A 22024-nucleotide genomic window follows, 5' to 3' on the forward strand; every position below is an offset into this window, starting at 1 on the left:
GGTGACAAAATGAATTGAATTACATTCCCAAATAACTCAAAAACTCCTTCTTAGTCGCTTCGTTTTCGAACCTACCGCCGTAGTATGCTGTAACCGTAGAACTTCCTGAATCGCGGATGCCCCGGGATTGTACGCACATGTGCTGGGCATCAATAACTACGGCAACGTCTTCGGTTTGTAGCGCCTGCTTCAATTCGTTGGCAATTTGTACGGTAAGCCGCTCTTGTACCTGTGGGCGCTTGGCATAGTATTCTACTATGCGGTTGAGCTTTGATAAGCCGATTACTTTGCCGCTCGAAATATACGCTACGTGCGCTTTACCGTAAATGGGCACAAAATGGTGCTCGCAGTTGGAGAACACCGAAATGTCTTTCTCGACCAGCATCTGGTCGTATTTGTATTTATTGTCAAACAGCGTTATCGCTGGCTTGTTCTTCGGGTCGAGGCCACTGAAAACTTCTTTTACAAACATTTTCGCGACCCGCTTGGGAGTTCCTTTAAGACTGTCGTCAGCCAGGTCCAGGCCCATTATTTCCATGATGTGCCTGAAATGCTTTTCGATCAGCTCAATTTTCACCTCGTCCTCTATAGCAAAAGCATCCTTGCGAAGAGGCGTTTCGATGGAGTTAAACACATGATCGTCACCGATTTCTTCCAGGTCCAAAATTTCAGATGGCGGGATATTCGACAAAGTTCCGTTCGGTTTCATATAATCTAATTTTCAGGTCAAGCCCTGAATCAATTTTAGGTCTTAAAATGGAATAAATAACGATCGCTATGTTCTCTGCGGAAGGATTGAGGGATTGGAATTCGGGTACGTCAAGGTTCAGGTTTTTGTGGTCAAAACGATCGACCACAAACTCCTTCAAAATGGCGCTGAGTACTTTCATATCCATCACATAACCTGTCTCAGGATCAACCGGACCGGTCACCTGTATGATCAGCTCATAGTTATGCCCATGAAAATTAGGGTTGTTGCATTTATCGAATACTGCTGCGTTCTTCTCCTCTGACCACGCCGGGTTATGAAGACGATGAGCCGCATTGAAATGCTCCTTCCGGAACACAGCCACCTTTTGCACCATATTGTAAATCACTTAAATAATGAATCCTTAAATGTCGTAACAAAGTATGTGTCCAACACATTTAAGGCGTGAGCCTGCGTGAAATGCTCTTTGGAGTCACTTGCTTTGGGTAAACGCCATACATTTCCAAAATGTTCACATCAATGCAAAATCATGTGCAGCTTCGTGGAATTATTTAATTCGTAAAAAAAATAAAAAACTACTTATTGCATGTAAATTGCGCTCAAACGCAGAATAAAGAAGAGCCTGAATGGCGATTATTCAGTATTGTATATAAATAGTTAAATTTCGCGACAAATAACCCCCCGGAAAGTCCATTAACCAACATTTAAATGAGCAAAAAAAATAGCTACCTGGTTCCTCTCCTTATCATTGGTATCATCTTTTTCATCATGGGTTTCGTGACCTGGGTCAACGGAACACTGATCAGTTTCTTCAAAAAGGCATTTTCGCTGGATAACACCAGTTCCTACCTGGTAACTTTCGCATTCTTTATTTCCTATACCTTAATGGCAATCCCGTCCTCACTTGTTCTCAAAAAGACGGGTTTTAAGAATGGAATGTCGATCGCATTGCTGGTAATGGCGGCTGGTACCCTGATATTTATACCTGCCGCTTCCATGGCGTCTTACGGACTCTTCCTGGTGGGTTTATTCACGATAGGGATCGGACTTACGGTATTGCAAACTGCCTCAAACCCTTACGTTACGATTCTTGGGCCGCGTGAAAGTGCTGCGCAGCGTATCAGTATCATGGGGATTGCCAACAAAACAGCCGGTGTAATCAGCCAGCTGATTTTTGGCCAGTTGCTACTGGCAGGCGCCTCGTCTGTTGATCCGAAAGATGAGCTCGATAAAGTGGTCACTCCTTACATTGTACTTACACTTGTGCTCGTGGCTACTGCGATCATGATCCGGTTCTCAAAAGGACTGGTGGAAGTGAGCGAAGAGGAAGAAGAGCCGGTGGTAAGCTCGTCGCAGGTTGTTGTAACCAAAACAAGCGTATTGCAATTCCCTAACCTTGTCATGGGTGTGATTGCATTGTTCTGTTATGTGGGTGTAGAGGTAATCGCCGGTGACACGATTATCAGTTATGGGATCGACCTGGGCTTTGCAGAAGAAGAGGCGCGCCTTTTTGGTACCTACACACTTTATGGAATGATGTTCGGCTACATTCTCGGTGTTGCATTGATCCCTAAATATGTTTCTCAACAAGCTTACCTCAAATTCTGCGCGATCCTGGGTGTAATTGTTACATTGGTTGCAGTAAATTCAACGGGCTTCACTTCCGTACTTTGCATTGCAATATTAGGTTTTGCCAATGCGGTAATCTGGCCTGCGCTCTGGCCGTTGTCGCTGAGCGGTTTGGGTAAGTTTACCAAAACTGCTTCTGCGCTTCTGGTAATGGGTATATCGGGTGGCGCTATTCTGCCGCTTGTGTACGGAGGCATCGCTGATTCCATCGGCAGCACGCAGCAGGCTTACTGGATCATGTTGCCGCTCTACCTGTTTATTCTCTATTTCGGTCTGTTTGGCCACAAAAAGAAAAGCTGGTAGTTCATGAGAATTTCAACTTCCGGCCGCATTTGTCTCTTTGGTGAACACCAGGATTATCTTGGATTACCCGTCATCGCAGCCGCTATATCGCGCAGGATCAGTATCGACGGTACTTACCGGAACGACGATCAGGTGATCCTGCATTTGCCTGATCTGGGTATCAGGGAAGATTTCTCCCTCCGAGATACCTTTCCCTATGTGGTGCAGCGTGATTATTTTCGCAGTACCATCAATGTGCTGAGGCGAAAGGGACTTGTCTTTTCAAGAGGTTTTGAATGTACCATTCACGGTAACATTCCCATCAATTCAGGTACGTCAAGTTCGTCTGCCCTCATTGTTTCCTGGGCGCACTTCCTGGACAGAATGAGCGATAATCCTGCCAACTATTCTCAGAAGGAGCTTGGGGAAATTGCCAATGCAGCCGAGGTACTCGAATTCGGAGAACCCGGCGGCATGATGGACCACTATTCTACGGCAATCGGAAATGTGATTTACCTCGAATCCACGCCCGAAATCAAGGTTGAAACGCTCACGCCCAAGCTGGGCACCTTCGTTCTCGGGGATTCCCTTGAACCAAAAGATACCCTCGGGATTCTGGCAAGGTGCCGATTCGGAATGGAAGACGTGATTAAAAAGGTAACCTCGTTCAACCCGCAATTTTCTATTTTCAGCACACCGCCTGAGCATCTTACTGACTACCGGAACATTCTTTCAGACGACGAGCTCGGACTTTTGCGTGCCAATGTAGAGGACCGGGATATATTGCTGGAAGGCAAGGCCCTTTTGAGCCAGAGTGCGGAAGAAGCTGTCGATCAATTATTTGACAAGCATTTTGGTGACCTGCTTTACAGGCACTATAAAAACCTCCGCGATTTTAAACGCACTTCCACTCCCAAGATAGAGCGGATGATGGATGCAGCCTTACTCGCAGGTGCATTGGGCGGAAAGATAAACGGATCAGGCGGCGGTGGCTGTATGTTCGTTTACGCGCCGGAAAAAGCCGAAGAGGTTGCCGCGGCGATTGAAAGAGAAGGCGGAAAAAGTTACATCATCACAGTCGATTCCGGCACGAGGATTGAAGATGCAAACCCTTAAAAAGGCACGAATGTAATTCCGATTGTGTTATTCTTTTAAGACCTTTGTGCTTACCGGATCACATTCAAATTCCATGATCATCGCACCTTCTGAGACAAAAAATAACTTATACTGTCCTTCGCTGACAGCATATCAACGCAGAAAAACTATTACAATTCAGATCGGAGACCTGCCCATGGGCTCTGATTACCCGATCCGGGTTCAATCCATGACAACCGTAGACACAATGGATACCCAGGGTTCCATTGACGAGGTTGTGCGCATGGTGGATTCCGGATGTGAATACGTGCGGATCACAGCTCCGAGTGTGAAAGAGGCTCAGAACCTTGAAAATATTAGAAACGGTCTGCGCAAGCTCGGTATCAATGTTCCATTGATTGCGGACATTCATTTTACACCTAACGCAGCAGAGCTAGCCGCGCGCATTGTCGAGAAAGTGAGGATTAACCCCGGAAACTACGCCGACAAAAAGCGATTTGAAATCATAGATTATACAGACGCTTCCTACGCGGCCGAGCTTGAAAGGATCAGGGAAAAATTCATTCCGCTGGTCAGGATCTGCAAGGAGTATGGGACAGCAATGCGCATTGGTACCAACCACGGCTCCCTTTCTGACAGGATATTAAGCCGTTACGGCGACACACCGCTGGGTATGGTGGAATCCGCACTGGAATTCCTGCGGATCTGCGAGGAGCTGAACTACTATAACATCGCATTGTCGATGAAATCCAGTAACACCCAGGTGATGGTAGAAGCTTACCGCCTGCTGGTGCAGCGCCTGGATGAAGAAGGTCTTAAACCTTATCCGCTTCACCTCGGCGTAACCGAGGCGGGTGAGGCAGAAGACGGGCGGATCAAATCGGCGGTGGGTATCGGTACTTTGCTGGAAGATGGATTGGGAGATACCGTGAGGGTCTCACTTACGGAAGCACCCGAAAAAGAGGCGCCTGTTGCGCGTGCATTGGTCGAGCGGTACACCAATCGCGTCCCACACGATGAGATCGAGCCTATTGCGGGCTGCCCGATTAATCCCTTTCAATATACCCGGAGAGATACTTACGAAGTCAATAACCTTGGTCACCTGAACGTACCCAGAGTTATCGCTGACTACTCTGATATACCGGTTCAAAACCTTTCAGACCTGAAAAGTATCGGCCATTTTTTCCTTCCGGTGCCGGATAAATGGGCAATGAACGATTTGGGTGCTGACTACATTTATACTGCCAAAAATCCCATTCCCTTCATGCTCCCAAATGGTTTGAAGGAAATACTGGATTACGAACAATGGCTGCAACATCCTGAAAAAGACAGCAAATTCCCATTGTTTGAAGCAGAAGAATGGACCGCAGAAATAAGCGGAAAAAGTGGGCAGCTCAACTTTGTAAAAGGTAACATTCATTCTTTTGACAATACCTTCCTGAACAATATCAGGGAGAGTGACAGGATCGTACTGGTTGTTTTTACTCAGAACAAACATGCAATGCCCGAGCTGCGCAGGTTTTTCTACAAATTAACTGAGCTGAAAATCAAGGTACCTGTCATTGTTCAGAGAAGCTACAAGACGGATATCGGCGATAAGCTGACACTTTATTCTGCAACTGATATCGGCGGCTTGCTGGTGGACGGATTTGGCGATGGTGTAATACTTAGCCCTGATTTTGATGAAAATACATTGCACGACGACAAGCTGACCATTGCCGCTTCCTATAACAATATCGCTTTCGGGATTTTGCAGGCAGCGCGTACAAGAATGTCGAAAACGGAATATATCTCATGCCCATCGTGCGGCAGGACGCTTTTTGACCTGCAGGAAACCACAGCAATGATCCGTAAGCATACTGAGCACCTGAAAGGCGTGAAAATTGGTATCATGGGCTGCATTGTAAATGGCCCGGGCGAAATGGCCGACGCGGATTATGGTTATGTGGGAATGGGTAAAGACAAAATTGCCTTGTATCGCGGCCAGGAAGTAATAAAAAGATCGGTAACGGCGGCGAAGGCAGTGGAAGAGCTGATTGAGCTTATTCGTGAAGATGGCCGCTGGATTGAACCGGAGGAGAGAGAGGTGTATGTTTAGTCAAAAGCTGTTAGCTGTTAGCTATTAGCTATCGGCTTTTAGTGTTGCTGAATAGCTTCTAAGACCTACAATGGACTTTCAGCATGTATACTTTGTTTAAGAAAAGGCAGAATTAAAAAACTAACAGCTAACTGCTAATAGCTAATAGCCAACAGCCAAGAGCTACCAGCACCAATTATATGAAAAAGTACTTCCAACTGGGCGACGTGTTTTACTACTTCGTGCGGGTTTTCAAGAAAAAAGACCCGAATGCGCCCGACTCATTTAACCTGCGCATGATGCATGGAATCAACCGCATTTCCATCATCATGTTCCTGATTTGTCTTATTGTAATGATCGTAAGAGCATTGACCAGATGAATTTAGAAACATTGCGTGAGTATTGCCTTGAACAACCCGGTGTTACCGAAGAACTGCCTTTCGGACCTGATACACTTGTTTTCAAGGTTAAAGGCAAGGTATTTCTGCTCACCTCGCTGGATTCACCACAGTTTGGATTTAATGTAAAATGTGACCCGGAAAAAGCAATAGAGCTAAGAGAAAAATACCCGGACGTTTTGCCCGGGTATCACATGAATAAGAAACACTGGAATACTGTCAATGTAAACGGCAGCATTCCCGGTGATTTGTTATTTGAATGGGTGAAAGAGTCTTATGATCTTGTCGTGAAGAGCTTGCCTAAAAAGGAGCAGGCAACGTTAATCAAATAACGGGGAGGGTCGCACATCCCTTCGACCGCCGGGCGGCCCCGTGCGCTCAGGGTGACAAGACATAGTTGAAGCTTTGTCACCCTGAGCGCAGTCGAAGGGCTACTTCGCAGCCTTCATTTCTTCATCCAACTTCTTGCTGAGTGTTTCGCACAAGCCTTCGATTGCTTCTGCCATGACGCGGTCGTTTGTTGCAGTCAGCATGGTATCGGCAATTCCGCTCATAAGTTCGATATAGAAGCGCTTCATTTCAAAAACCTCCATATCCTTCGTCCAAAGGTCAATTTTGAGGGTACCTCTGTGGTAATGGTCCCAAACGGCAATGGCAATGGCGCGGGTGTCGTTGATACCTTCATTCGGGTTGTCGGTAGCATCCCAGAATATCTTTTCAGGTATATTTTTATCGTCTAATTCAACGGTGAAATGTATTTCTGACTTTTTCATAACGGTGTTAATTTTCAGCAAAAGTAAGCATTTGCCGTTTACAAAAGCCGGATAACGCTACTTTCCGGACTTGCTGAAAACCTTCTTCAACAAATCAGTTACCCTCGCACCTGGGTTCTCGCGGATCTTCTTTTCCTCCTGCGCGATCAGAACATACAGTCCGTCAATGGTTTTCTGCGTGGCGTATTCTTTGAGATTAGGATTAACCTTCTTTACCAATGGAATCTGGTTGTAGGTACTTACAATGTCTGTATAATATTCAGTCGCCTTGTTGAGGTTCAATGTACTGTCTACAACCGGGTAAAAGGTTTTGAACAGATCATCATTGGTCGACTTTCTCAGGTACTGTGTTGCCGCATCATCCTGGCCTTTGAGGATACCAAGTGCATCGGGTACAGTCATGGAAGTGATTGCTTTGACGAAGATTGGCTTCGACTTCTTTGCGGCATCCTCGGCTGCGCGGTTGAGTGACAATGTAAACTTGTCTACCTGGGCGCCCAGTCCCATTTTCCTTAAAGTCTCTGCAACTTTCTGCGCCTCAGGAGGTACGGCAATCTTGATCAGCTCATTTTTAAAAAAACCATCAACCTTGGAAGCTTCTGCCGATCCGTTGCTGATACCCACATTCAGCGCCTCTTTCAATCCCTGAACGATCTCATTTTCGGCAAGGCCGGTGTTATTCTTTCCTCCTACTTTATCGAACACCTTTCCCAGGTTAAACTGCGCCATGGAAGCGGTAGCTGAAAGCAGGGAAAACAACGTAAGAGCTATAATTTTATGTTTCATTACAAAAGACTTGGTTGGTACTGGACTAAGGTTCAAACGTACTCAATAACGATTAATTTTACTTATTTTTGGGAATTAACGGTTCTTAACAATCCATTTCAACGAGATGATTTCTTCGACAAGGGCTGAAATAATTACCATCGGTGACGAGATACTTTTTGGTCAGATTACCGACACCAATACTCAATGGATTGGCACTCAACTAACTGACATCGGCATTCGTCCGGTGCGAAAAACTTCTGTTGGAGACAACAAGCAGGATATACTTAATGCATTCGCAGAAGCAAGTCAGCGCGTGCAGGTAATTATAGTTACAGGAGGTCTCGGACCAACCCGCGACGATATCACCAAACACACATTTTGCGAATATTTCGGAACTGAACTTGAAATCAATCAGGACGCCCTGGCCCTGGTTACCTCGTTTTTTAAAAAAAGAGGCCGCGCCATGACCGAGATGAATATTCAACAGGCAGCACTACCCAAAAACTGTACCTATATACCAAACCTTTGGGGAACAGCTCCCGGAATGTGGTTTGAAAAAGACAATGTCGTGTATGTTTCACTGCCCGGGGTTCCTTATGAAATGAAGAACCTGATGGAGCACGAGATTCTGCCAAGACTGAAAGCCAAGTTCCCGACTTCTATCATTCAGCATAAATCCATTCGTACGATCGGAATAGGTGAATCCTTTCTGGCTGAGAAGATAGCCGATTGGGAAACTGCATTGCCGCCCCATATCAAGCTAGCCTACCTGCCCCATTTCGGCCAGGTTCGCCTGCGGCTAACAGGTACCGGCACCGATCAGGCGCTTCTTGAAAAAGAGTTGCAGGATCAGGTTGGTAAGGTTATGCCGATCATAGAGGAACACGTATTCGGCTTTGATATTGATGAACTCGAAACGGTTATAGGCTCCTTGCTGATGCAAAATCAGGCTACATTAGCCACCGCAGAAAGCTGTACAGGAGGCTATGTGGCCAGCCGCATTACCGCGGTCGCAGGATCGTCCCGCTATTTTGAAGGCTCCGTCGTGAGTTATAGCAATTCGATAAAAATGAATGTGCTGGGTGTAAAGAAAGAAACCCTGGATGCATTCGGAGCGGTGAGCGAGCAAACTGCCCGCGAAATGGCCGAAGGAGCAAGAAACGTTCTGAATACAACTTTTGCAATCGCCACAACCGGCATTGCCGGACCTGATGGAGGCACACCAGAAAAGCCCGTGGGTACAGTCTGGATTGCATGTGCAGGACCGGATGAAACCTTTACGCAGCTGCTGACTTTGCGAAACGACAGGAAAATAAACATTGAACTTACATCTTCCTATGTACTTAATCTTTTAAGAAAAACCATATTGAAAGCCAATCTGGTAACAAAAGCTTAGGTAATTGATCAATTACGGGCAACCATTGTTGCCGGTTAATATAGTCTTTATGAAAATTTTAGAAATGGTAATGCCTTCAATGGGCGAAAGCATAATGGAATGCACCGTGTTGCACCTGCTCAAAAAAGAGGGCGAGGCAGTGGTGATAGACGATTCCGTTCTGGAAGTAGCGACAGATAAGGTGGATACCGAAGTACCCTGCCCCTACGTAGGCAAGCTTGCCAAATGGCTTGTGAAGGAAAATGACGTAGTGCCGATCGGCAGTCCGGTCGCGCAGATCGAAGTGGCAGATGACACACCCGGCGAACCCGCATTTTTACAGCAGGCACCCGCCGAAGAAGTAGCCATCGCAACCCAACTTGAACAGGAATTCGAACAGGCGCTTACACAGAAAGAAAAAGTAGTAAGTAATCAGGAAGCCGGGTTGAACCCCTTTTATTCCCCTCTTGTACTAAGCATTGCGCGCGAAGAACACGTAAGTGAGCAGGAGCTTGCTTCTATTCATGGTACCGGAATGGAAAACCGTGTCACCAAGAATGATATCCTGGCATTTCTTGACACCAGAAAACAAGTACCCCAAACTGCACCTCCTGCTACTTCACTGAATGGAAGCAGCGAGATCGTGGAAATGGACCGGATGCGGAAAATGATCGCCCAGCGCATGGTCGATTCCAAACGGATTTCAGCGCACGTAACTTCTTTCATTGAAACAGATATGACGCCCGTCGTACAGTGGCGCGAGCATGTCAAAAATGATTACCGGAAGAGATCGGGAGACAGCATTACGTTCACTCCTATCCTGATCGAGGCGGTAGTGAAAGCGATCAAAGATTACCCGCTGATCAATATTTCCGTCGACGGAGACAGGATTATCAGGAAAAAGGAGATAAACATTGGTATGGCGGTGGCGCTGCCCGACGGCAACCTGATCGTTCCTGTAATTCACCGCGCCGACCAGTACGATTTACCGGGACTGGCCAGAAAAGTTAATGAACTTGCAAGGCGCGCGCGTGAAAACAAGCTGAAAGCCGACGATCTTGCAGGTGGTACTTATACCATTTCGAACATTGGTGCATTCGCGAACTTAATGGGAACACCTATTATCGTACAGCCTCAGGTGGCGATTATGGCTTTTGGTGCGATCAAGAAAAAACCCGCCGTGATTGAAACGCCACAGGGAGACTTACTGGGGATCCGGAGCCTGATGTTTATCTCGCATTCCTATGACCACCGCGTAGTTGACGGTTCACTGGGCGGCTTGTTCCTGAAACGTGTAAATGATTATCTTGAAAATTTTGACACGCAAAGAATTTTGATCTGATGCTGAGACTGACCCTGGACATGGACGATGTGCTGGCGGATACACACGAGAAACTGATCAGCGTCATCCTGAATGATTTCGATACGATCCTGACAGCCGAACAGCTGCGTTCCAAGGCATTGCGCGAACTGCTTCATCCGAAGCAGCTGACCAAGCTCAACAAGATCATAGATACGCCCGGCTTTTTTGCAGATATCAAGGTAATGGACGGCGCGCAGGAAACTGTTTACAAGCTGTCCAAGTATTACGAACTGTTTGTTGCAACAGCCTGCATGGAATTCCCGACTTCGTTCCGGGACAAGTTCGACTGGCTTAAAAAGCATTTTTCATTCATACCCTGGACCAACATTGTTTTTTGCGGATATAAAAGCATTATCCAGTCCGACTACCTGATCGATGACCATGTAAGGAACCTGGCTGCATTTCAAGGGCAGGGTATTTTATTCACTGCTCCGCACAACCTGAAAGAAAATGGCTACAAGCGTGTTTCTGACTGGAATGAGGTTTCCGAGCTATTTTTACCTATCAAATGAAGCTACTACTGATTGAGGATGAACCGAAAACATTGCAGTCCATTAAACAGGGACTGGAAGAAAACGGTTATGAAGTTGATATTGCGTACGATGGTCTGATCGGAAAACAGCTGGCGAAAAACAATGCTTACCAGCTCATTATCAGTGATATCATTATACCAGGGATCAACGGTATAGAGCTTTGCCGGGAAATAAGAAGCTGGGGAAATGAAACGCCGATCCTTATGCTGACTGCCCTCGGTACTACCGACGACAAGGTAACTGGTCTCGATGCCGGCGCAGACGATTACCTGGTTAAACCGTTCGAATTTAAAGAATTGCTCGCTCGTGTCCGTGCATTGACAAAGCGGGGTGCTACTGTGGGGCACACTGCGCAGGTACTGCGTTTTGCAGATCTGGAAGTATCCCTGGACGCAAAAACGGTTCATCGTTCCGGGAACAAGATCAATCTCACCGCACGTGAGTTTAACCTGCTCGTGTACCTGATCCGCAACCAGGGCAGGGTCATTTCAAAAGTGGAAATTGCAGAACAGGTTTGGGATATCGGATTTGATACGGGTACCAATGTGATTGAAGTTTACGTTAATTATTTACGTAAAAAAATTGACAAAGATTATCCCGTCAAGCTCATTCATACCCTTTTTGGAATGGGCTATGTGCTTAAAGTAGAGTAACATGCAGATCCGCACCCGACTTACGGTTCAGTTTTCCTTGTTGGTAAGCGGTATCCTTCTTATTACGTTTCTCGCTATCTACTATTTCTCGTACGACAACGTTACAAAAGACTTCTACGCCAGACTTGGGTCCAAGGCAAAGTCGCAGGCAGAGCTGCTTTTGAAGGTACCTCAGGTAAATATCGAGGTCCTGAAAGCGCTCGACGAGACTAATCGCGACCTGATCTACGACGAAAATACCTTTATTTTTGACGAAGAAAACCGGCTCATTTACAGCAATCTTTCCTCTCCCCAAACCAAGGCGCTGCACGTTTCAGATTACTGGCTGGACGAGATCAGGAAATCGGGACAGATCCGGTATACTGACGGCGACTATAAGGTTGTGGGTTTGTACTATAAATACCCTTTTAACCGGGCGGTGGTCATGCTGGGTGCCAAGGATTTGTATGGCGAAGCCAACTTATCCAATCTCAGCACATTGCTTACGGTATTGTTCTTCATTGTGACTTTCATAGTAGCGATCGTCGGTTGGGTTTTCTCCAAACGCGCATTACGACCCATATCCAAAGTCATGAACTCGGTGGAACGTATCCTGCCGCAAAACCTGGATACCCGCCTGGAAGTACCCAACCAAAAAGACGAGATTGGTCGGCTTACAACCACTTTCAACAAGCTGCTGGACCGGATTGAAACGGCTTTTCAAATGCAGAAGATCTTTGTTGCGAATGTATCCCACGAGTTGAAGAACCCGCTGACGAAAATCAGGTCACAGCTGGAAGTAAGTATGTTGAAGGAGCGCAATGCGGCGGAGTATCAGGTTACCATCCTCTCTGTTCTGGAAGATATTCAGGAACTGGCGCAGCTTTCGAATACCTTGCTGGAACTGGCCAAAGTAAGCGAACACCAGCGTGAATTGCTGACAGAAGTTGTGCGGGTGGATGAACTCTTGCTCGACTGTCGCCTCAACCTGGCCGAGGCGAATCCCGCTTATAACATTATCCTCAATTTTGATGAGCTGCCTGAGGATGATACGTGGCTGGAAGTAACGGGCAACTCAACCCTGCTGAAAACAGCATTCCTGAATCTCATGGATAATGCGTGCAAATTTTCAGACAACCACGCAGTTCACATTAACCTGCAACCTTCCAAAGAGCAGCTCACGATCGGCTTTACAGATCAGGGAAAAGGAATCCCGAAAGAAGATCAGAGCCTGGTTTTTCAGCCATTTTTCCGCAGCGACAACACCGCGAACATTAAGGGATATGGAATTGGCCTGTCGCTGGTAGAGCGGATCGTGAAGCTGCACAACGGCACGATCACGATTCAACCCAATGAACCCAAGGGTACCACCTTCCGCATTAAACTTTCACACCTCTAAGCAAATTCTAACGCGCAATTAACGCGTTTTTAAGTATTGAATGATTAATTTGTATTGTCGCGGTATTCACGCGCGACCATTCAAACGAATTTCATTTTTTGTGGTGTTAATAAGCAAACTTGGCAGGTGTGTCTCACGCCTGCCAAAAGTTTTTTGTGGGGTACTATAAATGAAGAGCCCTTCGACTCCGCTCAGGGTGACAAGCGATGAAACTTGTCACCCTGAGCGGAGTCGAAGGGCAGTCGAAGGGCTTTACCTTGGCATTAAGCCTAGTGCTTCTTCCTAATCTCAATAATCTTCAACTTATTCAATAACTTAATTACCGGATAAGTTGGGTCAACTTCGTACCATCTTGAACCGAAGTTAATCGAATTTGGGCGTTTGTGGTGATTGTTCTGGAAAAGCTCGCCGAGCATTAAGAAGTCGAAAATCAATGAGTTTTTTGATTTATCATCATTATCGAAGTTCTGGTAACCATATTTATGACCACTCCAATTCACGATTGCACCGTGGATCGGCCCCATTAAAAAGTGGATTGGCAGCAGGAAGAAAAACGCCCAGTGCATATCCAGGTACACGTAAGCCAGGATGTAAAACGCCATATAGATCAATCCCCAGCCAATGCGGGAAATCCAGGAATCACCCAGTTTCTCCACAAAATTCCATTCAGGATAGTTTCTTTCGAAGCGATTTTCGATAGCTCTTTTGCGGCTCAGTACTGCATTATAAATATGCTTGGTCTCCCACATCATGGTAAATACATTTTTGGTATGATGCGGTGAATGCGGGTCTTTTTCAGTATCGCTGAATGCATGGTGCATCCGGTGCAAAATCGCGTATGCACGGGGGCTCAGGTAAGACGAACCCTGTGAAATGTAGGTGAGTAAATAGAAAAAACGCTCCCACGGCTTGCTCATTATAAACATTTTATGAGCGGAATAGCGGTGCAGGAAGAAGGTCTGGCAGAATAGAGAAAGGTACCAGTGTAAAACAAATACAATAAGAACAATATACATGAAACGCGTGCAGGATTTTAAGAACGAAGTTTGTACAAAAGTAAGCGTAAGTGGGTTAAAAAACGAAATTTAAGCGAGTAAAATGGAATATAACGTTACCTGCATTTCGGGTAAAAGTTTGCGATCCCGTGATTTTACTGGATCATAAAAGCATAGCTCAGCAGATTTGCGCCCATTTGCAGTGCCTTTCTGCGCATTTCTTCTGGATCATTATACACACTTTGATCTTCCCAGCCATTACCCAGGTCGGTTTCATAGCTGTAATAACAAACCAGCCTTCCCTGCCAGATCAATCCAAAACCCTGCGGCTGCTTGCCGTCGTGTTCATGCACTTTGGGCAGACCTTCCGGGAAAACATATTTAACACGATAAATCTGGTGGTCGAATGGGAGCTCGACAAATGTAAGCTCAGGAAAAACCTTCTTCATTTCGCGGCGCACAAACTGATCGAGTCCATAATTATCATCAATGTGAAGAAAGCCTCCCGAAAGCAGATAATTTCGCAGGTTTTGTGCCTCCGCATCGTTGAACACTACATTTCCGTGGCCCGTCATGTGTACAAACGGGTAGGTGAAAATGTCAGGACTGCCTACCTCCACGACATCCTCCGCCGGGTTGATATTCATTTTCAACTCTGTATTACAGAATTTGATCAGGTTGGGCAGCGAGGTTTTATTCGCATACCAGTCTCCGCCGCCACCGTACTTCAACTTGGCAATCTTCAATGAAGACTGTGCCTGCGACGAGATAGCAGCGCAGAGCAAAAGGGCGAGAACTACTAGGCGAGAAGGCATTTTTTAATGTTGAATGAGTGAATGAGTGAGTTTGCGAGTTTGCGAATTCTGAACGAGTGAATTTCGAGTTAGTGAATGTTCAATTAATAAATGAATTTAAATAACTAAGTGAGCAGATTTAAGTAACTGAAGACTGGGATTCAATAACCGCGAATCAAACTTCCCAAGCCCCATTCACTCATTCACTCATTCAAAATTTAAACTTCCTGCGCCAAATTAATCGCGTGACAACCTGTGACTGCAGCGGTTTCGGTTCTCAGGCGCGTTGGGCCGAGGGATACTGTGGTAAAGCCCTGTTCTAAAGCCAGCTCAATTTCCCTCTCACTAAAGTCACCTTCCGGACCTATTAACAAAGTCGTACCAGTGTTTTTTTTAATCTTGCTAAAAACATGCTCTACCTTATATTGATCGGGCACGTAGGCGATCAGCCTGGTATCTGTTGTTACATTTTTGATAAACGAATCAAAACGGTTGTTTACTGTAATGATCGGTTTATGATATTGTTGCGACTGCTTCATTGCACTTGCCGCAATGCGGTTGAGCCTGCCCAGGTTTACCACCCGGTTAAGGGTTTCGGGATTTGTATGTTCCGTGACGATAAAGTCGATGCGCTCCACTCCTATCTCAGTCATCTTCTCGACCATCCACTCATTTCTCTCCGCCTTTCGCGTGGGTGCTATTGCCATATTTACGGTAAAAGGCCGGGGTTCGATCAGGGTGGTTTCAAGAACTTCATAGCCCACCTTGCGCCCCTGAACGTTAAGTACGCACTTGCGCAGCTGCCCCCTTCCGTTTGTTACTAAAATCATATCCCCGGATCCAAGTCTGAGTACCTTGGTGATGTGTTTTGCCTCCTCTTCTTCCAGTTCAAAAACACTATCCTCTGGTTGATAAAAAATGTGCATTTGTAATATTGGCATCAGCCATTTAATGAATCGATTTGTCCAAAAATAGCTAAATAATCGCCATTTGCTGAACATCATCGAAATTATCTTCGGTCACATCTCCGATAAATCACGATAAGGCCATTTATAACATTTTACGAATATTTTCTTAAATGATAAGCAGTTTTTTGCCGCATTTTTGGGGTTTTTACAAATTTTTTCAGGAAATCGTCTCCTGAACAAACCTGCCCGGATTATAAGAAAAGTACATCTTTTACTGACAATACTACCACGAACGCAATATTATTCTGCGCATACCGAATTTTTCTTATTTTTTATTTTTTGGAAATACATTTTTGCATTAATATTGTGCCGTTCAAATTATTCGTCACCACTTTATCTAGTACTATTATGTCTAAGTCCAAGCTGGAATATATTTGGTTGGATGGCTACAAGCCGACCCAAAGTCTACGCAGCAAAACCAAAATCGAAGATAATTTTAGCGGCAAATTGGAAGATTGCAGTAACTGGTCATTTGACGGTTCGTCAACTGAACAGGCGCTTGGCGGATCTTCTGACTGTTTGTTGAAACCAGTCTACATTATTCCGGATCCACAACGTAAAAACGGATATTTGGTAATGTGCGAAGTATTGAACGCCGACGGTACTCCTCACATTTCAAATGGTCGTGCCACTATCGAAGACGACGATAACGATTTCTGGTTTGGTTTTGAGCAGGAGTATTTCCTTTGGGACAATGAAACCAACAAACCACTGGGCTTCCCTGCAAACGGATACCCTGCACCACAAGGTCCATACTATTGTTCAGTAGGCGCACAGAATGCATACGGTCGTGAGATCATCGAAGAGCACCTTGATGCATGCCTTGAAGCAGGTTTGAATGTAGAAGGTATCAATGCAGAAGTTGCTGCTGGTCAGTGGGAATTCCAGATTTTCGCAAAAGGCGCGAAAGAAGCTGGTGACCAGATCTGGTTGGGCCGCTACCTGTTGGAGCGTATCGGTGAGAAATATGGTGTATCTATCAACTGGCACTGCAAGCCGCTTGGCGCACTTGACTGGAATGGTAGCGGTATGCACGCTAACTTCTCTAACACAGCTTTGAGAACTGCAGGAAGCAAAGAAGTATTCGACAAAGTTTGCGAATCTTTCCGCCCTGTTGTGAAAGAACATATCGAAGTTTACGGTGCAGATAACCACCTGCGTTTGACTGGAAAGCACGAAACTGCTTCTATCCACGATTTCAGCTACGGTGTTTCTGACCGCGGTGCATCCATCCGTATCCCTGTTCTGGTTCCTCAGAAAGGATGGAGCGGATACCTGGAAGATCGTCGTCCTAACTCGGCTGCTGATCCTTACAAAGTAGCTGCACGTATCATCAAAACTGTTAAATCTGCGGTTTAGTCGCATTGACATATGATCAACAAAAAAGCCACCGAATGGTGGCTTTTTTGTTTGTATCAGTTTTGAAAATCAATCAGATCAATCTTCGTCTTCACTTCCTGTAAAAGAATACAAGGTCGGATCAAGCTGTACCCGATCTGCATTGAACAAGGCAATAAACTCGTCGATTACCTTATCAGTGATTTCAGTTTTGTTAAGACCAACTTCCAGTCCCACGCCGTACTCGAAGGTATCGTCGATTTCCACATGCTCACGCACGGTGATTTCTTCATTTTCTTCAATCTCTTCGATAAACTCGGTTAGCAGCAACTCGGCTTCGTCCTCGTCTTCCTCGCTGATCTTGTAGTCTGCGGGGCGCTCGTCCTGCGAAACATAATGCGGCATTTCCTTCTTCAAACGTTCCAAAGCGGCGTCGTATACAAGCGTGGAATGGTGTAACCGCAATGTATAAATCAATGCGTCGTAAATCACTTCCGACTCTTTATACATACCAACAAACTGCACGTGTGCATGTTCGTTGTTTTCGTCTTCGTCTTCAAATTCATCATCAACGTAGATGAAGTTGGCTCTCTCGGCTTTGCACTCCCTTTTCAGCTGAGCAATTTCTTCTGGATCGAATCCCGGATTCATGATTTACAATGTTTGTTACTAAATAGGCTGTGTAATTTACTCCAAAAATAGCATTTCGCGGTACTTTGCCAAAGGCCAATCTTCATCATCGATCAGCAATTCAAGCTTATCAACGTGGTAGCGGATCTCTTCAAAAAAGCCTTTCACCTCTGAACCATACAGTTTTGCGCGTTCAAAAAGGTTTTCAATGTTGTTCGCAGTCTTCCTGCTTTCTGTCATTTCGTGCACCAGACGTTTGATCACAACAATGTGTGTTGAGATATCACGTATAATTTCCTTGATCGGCTCGGCCTCTTCCAGCATTTCCAGGTCGGTCAGTGCGCGGGCTGTCTGCGCGAGCTTGAACTGGTACTTCACTACTGTCGAAACAATGTGGTTCAATGCAAGATCGCCAATAACCCGCGATTCGATTTGCAGCTTTTTAACATAGTTTTCCAGCTCGATCTCGTAGCGGGCGTGCAGCTCTCTCGAAGTAAGTACACCCATTTTCTCGAAAACAGCAATTGTATTTTCTGTTTTGTAAGCGTAAAGCGCGTCGTAAGTGGCACTGATGTTACTAAGTCCGCGCTCCTTAGCCATTTGTATCCATTCTTCGGAATACCCGTTTCCTTCAAAAAGAATGTTTTTGGATTCGGTAAAATACCGTTTGAGTATTTCTACAGTCGCTACTTTCTTCTCTTCTCCTGCCGCCAGCCGCTCGTCCATTTCCCTTTTAAAATCCATCAGCTGGTTAGCCACGATCGTGTTCAGAACAATCATCGGCGAAGCACTATTCTGCGCACTTCCCACCGCCCGGTACTCGAATTTATTTCCCGTAAAACAGAATGGTGAAGTCCGGTTTCTGTCCGTATTGTCCCGCTGTAAATTTGGAATGCGCGATATACCCAGCTTATAGTAAAAGTTCTCTCCTTTTTCGAGCGTGATTTCTCCTTTATTGACCAGCTCTTCCAGCATGTTTGTCAACTCATTTCCTAAAAACACCGACACAATGGAAGGCGGCGCCTCGTTCGCTCCGAGCCGATGCTCGTTACCCGCCGAGGAAATGGAGGCACGCAACAAGTCTGCGTGATCGTGAACCGCCTTTACAACATTCAGAAGGAAAGTCAGGAAACGCAGGTTTTCTTTTGGCTTTGAAGTAGGCGCGAGCAGGTTAATGCCCGTGTCCGTACCGAGTGACCAGTTATTATGCTTGCCACTGCCGTTGATTCCTGCAAAAGGTTTTTCATGAAAAAGAACCTGAAAATTATGCCTTTCTCCGATCTTCTGCATTAAGTCCATTAACAATGCATTATGATCAATCGCCAGGTTCACCTCTTCAAAAGTAGGCGCGCATTCAAACTGACCTGGCGCAACTTCATTGTGTCTGGTACGTACCGGTATTCCGAGCTTTAAGGCTTCAAACTCGAAATCAACCATAAATGCATTCACACGCGGCGAGATAGAGCCAAAATAGTGATCATCGAGCTGCTGACCGCGCGCCGGGCTGTGACCAAACACCGTTCTACCAGCCATCAACAGGTCGGGACGCGCATAGTATAATGCTTTATCAACCAAAAAGTACTCCTGCTCAATGCCCAGCGTGGGAGTTACCTTGCTTACATCCCGGTTGAAAAACTGGCACACGCCGGTAGCCGCTTTGTCGAGCATCACCAGTGAGCGCAGCAATGGTGCCTTGTAATCGAGCGCCTCGCCTGTATAGGAAATGAAAACCGAAGGAATGCACAGGGTCTTACCCCCGGCACCATTATCCATTAAAAAAGCAGGAGAACTCGGGTCCCAGCCGGTATAGCCACGCGCCTCAAAAGTGGCGCGCAAGCCGCCGCTCGGAAATGAAGAAGCATCAGGTTCCTGCTGTACCAGTGCACTTCCTTTGAATTTTTCAACAGCGCGTCCATCCATGGTCAGGTCAAAGAACGAATCGTGCTTTTCGGCGGTTGTACCTGTCAGAGGCTGAAACCAGTGCGTATAGTGCGTTGCACCTTTTGATATGGCCCAGGATTTCATAGCTGCCGAAACTTCATCCGCTACTTCCCGGTCTATCGTTGACCCTGAGCGGATCGCAGTTGAAATCTTGGCGTAAGCTTCTGCCGACAGCAGCGTTTTCATCACTTCATCATTGAAAGTGTTGCTTCCGTACAGATCGGCTACTTTTTCAACAGGAGGGGTTAAAACAGGCGAAACCCGCCCTTGCGCGATTTCAAATGCCTTGGAACGAAAAGTCATGTATTCAATCAGTTATATTAAATCTCCCCAAAATTATTTATTTAAGGATAGCAACAACAATGCTGGGGGTACATTTTCACATTTATGTTTTGCCGCTGGTCGCACATTATACTCATTTTTAAGAACTTTACGGAATATTTTGATTGACACTAATGCGTAAAAGAATTGAATTGTTTGCCCTTTACGGGCTGAGCTGGGTAGTACTTTTTCAGCTTTTCCGCCTCCTCTTTCTTGCCTATCATTACCAGAAAACGCTTGAACTCCCCTCTTCACTCTGGGTACAAAGTGCAGTACACGGGCTGAGAATGGATCTTTCTTTCGCGGCCTATATCCTCGCGATCCCGACCATTCTGCTGATTTTCACAGCCCGGCGCTGGGGCTGGTATAAGCGCTTCCTGCTCATTTACAGCTATGTACTTGCACCTGTAATAGTAACACTTACCGTCATTGACCTTGAACTGTTCAAAGCCTGGGGTTTCAGGATCGACAGTACTTCACTCCATTACCTTGAAACTCCCGGTGAAGCACTGGCCTCGGCAGGCGCCGCGCCTGTTCTGCCGCTCTTACTATTACTGCTTGTGCTGCTTGCCCTGACGGTAACAGTACTACGCAACATCATCAGCCGGAGCATAGCTGCTTTCGGTCCTGTCAGGTTCGTTTACACGCTACCGGTTTTCCTGATCCTCACAGCTGCATTGATCATCCCGATCCGCGGGGGATTTCAGCTGGCTCCTATGAATGAAAGTGCGGTGTTTTTTTCAGATAAGAGTTTTGCCAACTATGCGGCGGTTAATGTCCCCTGGAATTACATGAGCTCCATTATCAATGCTTCTTACAGTAACAAAAATCCTTTTATATACCAGGATGAAGCAAAGGCACAAAGACTGGTTCAGGAGCTGTACAAAGTCCGGGGGAAAACGGAGCAGGTCATTGATTCGACAGCCAGGCTGAATGTCGTGGTGATTATCTGGGAGAGTTTTACGGCCAAGATATCTGCCAGCCTCAATGGCGTTCCGGGTGTGACCCCGCAGTTTGACAAGCTGGTTAAGGAAGGAATGCTGTTTACGAATATGTACGCGAGCGGCAACCGGAGCGACAAAGGCCTGGTTGCGATATTAAGCGGCTACCCTGCCCAGCCCACACATTCTATCATCAAAATACCTAAAAAAACCAGCACGCTGCCTTCCTTACCCCGCGCATTCCGGCAGAATGGCTGGCAAACATCATTTTATTACGGCGGGGAAACCGAGTTCGCTAATATGAAATCCTACCTTTTGCAGGACAATTTTGACCGGATTGTTGACAAGGATGATTTTGACAAAGCGGATATGAACTCGAAATGGGGCGCACATGACCACGTTGTGCTCGACAGACTGCTTGATGATCTCGACAAGGAAAAGCAGCCATTTTTTTCGACCCTGTTTACATTAAGCAGCCACGAACCTTTCGAAGTTCCGGTCAAGACCGCCATTCCCGGAAATGACCCTGAACATCTGTTTTTGAATGCGCACCATTATACGGATGCCGCCATCGGGAACTTCATCAAAAAAGCGAAATCCAGACCGTGGTGGAAGAATACGCTTGTAATTATTCTCGCAGATCACGGCCACCCGCTGCCTTACACACAAAAGTCAAAGCCGGCAGAGTTCCACATTCCAATGCTTTGGCTGAGTGGCGCGCTGGCCAGGCCGGGACGGAAAATAGATGCATTATGCTCGCAAACGGACCTTGCAGCTACATTGCTGAACCAGTTCAGACTTCCGTCCGTGCAATTTGAATGGAGCAGCGATATCTTTTCTGCTGGCCGTGAACCGTTTTCCTACTTTGCATTCAACAACGGGTTGGGCTGGATCAGGCCGGGCGGATTTCTGATCAGGGACAATATTGGCGGGAATATCACGGAAAGAGAAGGAACGCTTGATCAGTCAGAAGAAGATCTTGCGAAAGCATACCTCCAAGCTTCTTTCGGAGATTATTTAAAGCGTTGAGCATAAAAGCTGTATTTTTGCGGGATAATCAAGA

21 protein-coding genes are annotated in these 22024 nt (G+C 46.1%); 12 read left to right on the forward strand and 9 right to left on the reverse strand.

Going from position 1 to position 22024, the window contains the following annotated elements:
• Positions 1–19: 19 nt before the first annotated feature.
• Together folE and ASG33_RS19340 are read right to left on the reverse strand one after the other, a co-directional pair.
• The gene (gene folE, locus ASG33_RS19335) at positions 20–709 is read right to left on the reverse strand and encodes a GTP cyclohydrolase I FolE (protein WP_056289190.1); all 690 of its coding nucleotides are present in this window, start codon (positions 707–709) and stop codon (positions 20–22) included.
• Positions 669–1085 carry a 6-carboxytetrahydropterin synthase gene (locus tag ASG33_RS19340; RefSeq protein WP_056289195.1) on the reverse strand — a complete coding sequence of 139 codons (417 nt, stop codon included), beginning with the start codon at positions 1083–1085 and terminating at the stop codon, positions 669–671. Before ASG33_RS19340 ends, folE begins: the two co-directional genes overlap by 41 nt.
• A gap of 332 nt (positions 1086–1417) precedes the next feature.
• Between ASG33_RS19340 and ASG33_RS19345 the strand changes: the two genes are divergently transcribed.
• The 5 genes from ASG33_RS19345 (at position 1418) to ASG33_RS19365 (ending at position 6522) form a co-directional block, all read left to right on the forward strand.
• Positions 1418–2641, forward strand: coding sequence for a sugar MFS transporter (locus tag ASG33_RS19345; protein WP_056289197.1), 1224 nt, complete (start codon positions 1418–1420; stop codon positions 2639–2641).
• 3 nt (positions 2642–2644) lie between these two features.
• Positions 2645–3736 (forward strand): galactokinase family protein, encoded by a 1092-nt coding sequence (locus tag ASG33_RS19350; protein ID WP_056289201.1) that lies wholly within the window; start codon positions 2645–2647, stop codon positions 3734–3736.
• A 73-nt stretch (positions 3737–3809) separates the two neighbouring features.
• Positions 3810–5813 carry a (E)-4-hydroxy-3-methylbut-2-enyl-diphosphate synthase gene (ispG, locus tag ASG33_RS19355; protein WP_056289204.1) on the forward strand — a complete coding sequence of 668 codons (2004 nt, stop codon included), beginning with the start codon at positions 3810–3812 and terminating at the stop codon, positions 5811–5813.
• A gap of 179 nt (positions 5814–5992) precedes the next feature.
• Entirely contained in the window at positions 5993–6172 is a 180-nt protein-coding gene (locus ASG33_RS19360; protein WP_031527053.1) for a DUF6728 family protein, read from the forward strand.
• Positions 6169–6522 carry an MmcQ/YjbR family DNA-binding protein gene (locus ASG33_RS19365; RefSeq protein ID WP_056289207.1) on the forward strand — a complete coding sequence of 118 codons (354 nt, stop codon included), beginning with the start codon at positions 6169–6171 and terminating at the stop codon, positions 6520–6522. Before ASG33_RS19360 ends, ASG33_RS19365 begins: the two co-directional genes overlap by 4 nt.
• Positions 6523–6621: 99 nt before the next feature.
• Here ASG33_RS19365 and gldC read toward each other — a convergent pair whose 3' ends face one another.
• Positions 6622–6963, reverse strand: coding sequence for a gliding motility protein GldC (gene gldC / locus ASG33_RS19370; protein ID WP_056289209.1), 342 nt, complete (start codon positions 6961–6963; stop codon positions 6622–6624).
• A 57-nt stretch (positions 6964–7020) separates the two neighbouring features.
• On the reverse strand, positions 7021–7749 hold the full coding sequence (locus ASG33_RS19375; protein WP_056289213.1) for a DUF4197 domain-containing protein: 729 nt from the start codon (positions 7747–7749) through the stop codon (positions 7021–7023).
• Positions 7750–7855: 106 nt separating this feature from the next.
• Here ASG33_RS19375 and ASG33_RS19380 point away from each other — a divergent pair, with 106 nt between their 5' ends.
• Genes ASG33_RS19380 through ASG33_RS19400 form a run of 5 tightly spaced genes read left to right on the forward strand, consistent with a single transcriptional unit; the run spans position 7856 to position 13033 of the window.
• The gene (locus tag ASG33_RS19380) at positions 7856–9127 is read left to right on the forward strand and encodes a competence/damage-inducible protein A (RefSeq protein ID WP_056289216.1); all 1272 of its coding nucleotides are present in this window, start codon (positions 7856–7858) and stop codon (positions 9125–9127) included.
• 49 nt (positions 9128–9176) lie between these two features.
• Complete coding sequence (locus ASG33_RS19385; protein ID WP_056289221.1) at positions 9177–10448, forward strand: dihydrolipoamide acetyltransferase family protein; 1272 nt, start codon at positions 9177–9179, stop codon at positions 10446–10448.
• Complete coding sequence (locus ASG33_RS19390; protein ID WP_056289223.1) at positions 10448–10981, forward strand: 5' nucleotidase, NT5C type; 534 nt, start codon at positions 10448–10450, stop codon at positions 10979–10981. Before ASG33_RS19385 ends, ASG33_RS19390 begins: the two co-directional genes overlap by 1 nt.
• Positions 10978–11655: a response regulator transcription factor gene (locus ASG33_RS19395; RefSeq protein ID WP_056289226.1), complete on the forward strand. Its 678-nt coding sequence runs from the start codon at positions 10978–10980 to the stop codon at positions 11653–11655. The genes ASG33_RS19390 and ASG33_RS19395 overlap by 4 nt, the downstream gene beginning before the upstream one ends.
• 1 nt (position 11656) lies before the next feature.
• Positions 11657–13033 carry a HAMP domain-containing sensor histidine kinase gene (locus ASG33_RS19400; RefSeq protein WP_056289228.1) on the forward strand — a complete coding sequence of 459 codons (1377 nt, stop codon included), beginning with the start codon at positions 11657–11659 and terminating at the stop codon, positions 13031–13033.
• A gap of 269 nt (positions 13034–13302) precedes the next feature.
• On the opposite strand, the gene ASG33_RS19405 is transcribed toward ASG33_RS19400, so the two are convergent.
• From ASG33_RS19405 to ASG33_RS19415, 3 genes are all read right to left on the reverse strand, one after another.
• Entirely contained in the window at positions 13303–14049 is a 747-nt protein-coding gene (locus ASG33_RS19405) for an acyl-CoA desaturase (protein ID WP_056289231.1), read from the reverse strand.
• Between the two features lie 134 nt (positions 14050–14183).
• Positions 14184–14843 carry a DUF4159 domain-containing protein gene (locus ASG33_RS19410; RefSeq protein ID WP_056289235.1) on the reverse strand — a complete coding sequence of 220 codons (660 nt, stop codon included), beginning with the start codon at positions 14841–14843 and terminating at the stop codon, positions 14184–14186.
• A 197-nt stretch (positions 14844–15040) separates the two neighbouring features.
• Entirely contained in the window at positions 15041–15826 is a 786-nt protein-coding gene (locus ASG33_RS19415) for a 16S rRNA (uracil(1498)-N(3))-methyltransferase (RefSeq protein ID WP_229238747.1), read from the reverse strand.
• Between the two features lie 312 nt (positions 15827–16138).
• Here ASG33_RS19415 and ASG33_RS19420 point away from each other — a divergent pair, with 312 nt between their 5' ends.
• The gene (locus ASG33_RS19420; protein WP_056289241.1) at positions 16139–17149 is read left to right on the forward strand and encodes a glutamine synthetase beta-grasp domain-containing protein; all 1011 of its coding nucleotides are present in this window, start codon (positions 16139–16141) and stop codon (positions 17147–17149) included.
• Between the two features lie 78 nt (positions 17150–17227).
• Here ASG33_RS19420 and ASG33_RS19425 read toward each other — a convergent pair whose 3' ends face one another.
• Together ASG33_RS19425 and ASG33_RS19430 are read right to left on the reverse strand one after the other, a co-directional pair.
• Positions 17228–17779 carry a hypothetical protein gene (locus ASG33_RS19425; protein WP_056289244.1) on the reverse strand — a complete coding sequence of 184 codons (552 nt, stop codon included), beginning with the start codon at positions 17777–17779 and terminating at the stop codon, positions 17228–17230.
• A gap of 36 nt (positions 17780–17815) precedes the next feature.
• Entirely contained in the window at positions 17816–20002 is a 2187-nt protein-coding gene (locus tag ASG33_RS19430) for a glutamine synthetase III (RefSeq protein ID WP_056289249.1), read from the reverse strand.
• A gap of 152 nt (positions 20003–20154) precedes the next feature.
• On the opposite strand from ASG33_RS19430, the gene ASG33_RS19435 reads away from it, so the two are divergent.
• Complete coding sequence (locus tag ASG33_RS19435) at positions 20155–21990, forward strand: LTA synthase family protein (RefSeq protein WP_056289252.1); 1836 nt, start codon at positions 20155–20157, stop codon at positions 21988–21990.
• Positions 21991–22024 lie beyond the last annotated feature (34 nt).

It is taken from the genome of Dyadobacter sp. Leaf189 (genome assembly GCF_001424405.1).
Lineage (GTDB): Bacteria > Bacteroidota > Bacteroidia > Cytophagales > Spirosomataceae > Dyadobacter.

Excerpts from the sequence above, each read along its gene's own strand:
- folE (WP_056289190.1), bottom strand. The coding sequence starts at position 709 with ATGAAACCGAACGGAACTTTGTCGAATATCCCGCCATCTGAAATTTTG.
- ASG33_RS19340 (WP_056289195.1), bottom strand. The coding sequence starts at position 1,085 with ATGGTGCAAAAGGTGGCTGTGTTCCGGAAGGAGCATTTCAATGCGGCT.
- ASG33_RS19345 (WP_056289197.1), top strand. The coding sequence starts at position 1,418 with ATGAGCAAAAAAAATAGCTACCTGGTTCCTCTCCTTATCATTGGTATC.
- ASG33_RS19350 (WP_056289201.1), top strand. The coding sequence starts at position 2,645 with ATGAGAATTTCAACTTCCGGCCGCATTTGTCTCTTTGGTGAACACCAG.
- ispG (WP_056289204.1), top strand. The coding sequence starts at position 3,810 with ATGATCATCGCACCTTCTGAGACAAAAAATAACTTATACTGTCCTTCG.
- ASG33_RS19360 (WP_031527053.1), top strand. The coding sequence starts at position 5,993 with ATGAAAAAGTACTTCCAACTGGGCGACGTGTTTTACTACTTCGTGCGG.
- ASG33_RS19365 (WP_056289207.1), top strand. The coding sequence starts at position 6,169 with ATGAATTTAGAAACATTGCGTGAGTATTGCCTTGAACAACCCGGTGTT.
- gldC (WP_056289209.1), bottom strand. The coding sequence starts at position 6,963 with ATGAAAAAGTCAGAAATACATTTCACCGTTGAATTAGACGATAAAAAT.
- ASG33_RS19375 (WP_056289213.1), bottom strand. The coding sequence starts at position 7,749 with ATGAAACATAAAATTATAGCTCTTACGTTGTTTTCCCTGCTTTCAGCT.
- ASG33_RS19380 (WP_056289216.1), top strand. The coding sequence starts at position 7,856 with ATGATTTCTTCGACAAGGGCTGAAATAATTACCATCGGTGACGAGATA.
- ASG33_RS19385 (WP_056289221.1), top strand. The coding sequence starts at position 9,177 with ATGAAAATTTTAGAAATGGTAATGCCTTCAATGGGCGAAAGCATAATG.
- ASG33_RS19390 (WP_056289223.1), top strand. The coding sequence starts at position 10,448 with ATGCTGAGACTGACCCTGGACATGGACGATGTGCTGGCGGATACACAC.
- ASG33_RS19395 (WP_056289226.1), top strand. The coding sequence starts at position 10,978 with ATGAAGCTACTACTGATTGAGGATGAACCGAAAACATTGCAGTCCATT.
- ASG33_RS19400 (WP_056289228.1), top strand. The coding sequence starts at position 11,657 with ATGCAGATCCGCACCCGACTTACGGTTCAGTTTTCCTTGTTGGTAAGC.
- ASG33_RS19405 (WP_056289231.1), bottom strand. The coding sequence starts at position 14,049 with ATGTATATTGTTCTTATTGTATTTGTTTTACACTGGTACCTTTCTCTA.
- ASG33_RS19410 (WP_056289235.1), bottom strand. The coding sequence starts at position 14,843 with ATGCCTTCTCGCCTAGTAGTTCTCGCCCTTTTGCTCTGCGCTGCTATC.
- ASG33_RS19415 (WP_229238747.1), bottom strand. The coding sequence starts at position 15,826 with ATGATGTTCAGCAAATGGCGATTATTTAGCTATTTTTGGACAAATCGA.
- ASG33_RS19420 (WP_056289241.1), top strand. The coding sequence starts at position 16,139 with ATGTCTAAGTCCAAGCTGGAATATATTTGGTTGGATGGCTACAAGCCG.
- ASG33_RS19425 (WP_056289244.1), bottom strand. The coding sequence starts at position 17,779 with ATGAATCCGGGATTCGATCCAGAAGAAATTGCTCAGCTGAAAAGGGAG.
- ASG33_RS19430 (WP_056289249.1), bottom strand. The coding sequence starts at position 20,002 with ATGACTTTTCGTTCCAAGGCATTTGAAATCGCGCAAGGGCGGGTTTCG.
- ASG33_RS19435 (WP_056289252.1), top strand. The coding sequence starts at position 20,155 with ATGCGTAAAAGAATTGAATTGTTTGCCCTTTACGGGCTGAGCTGGGTA.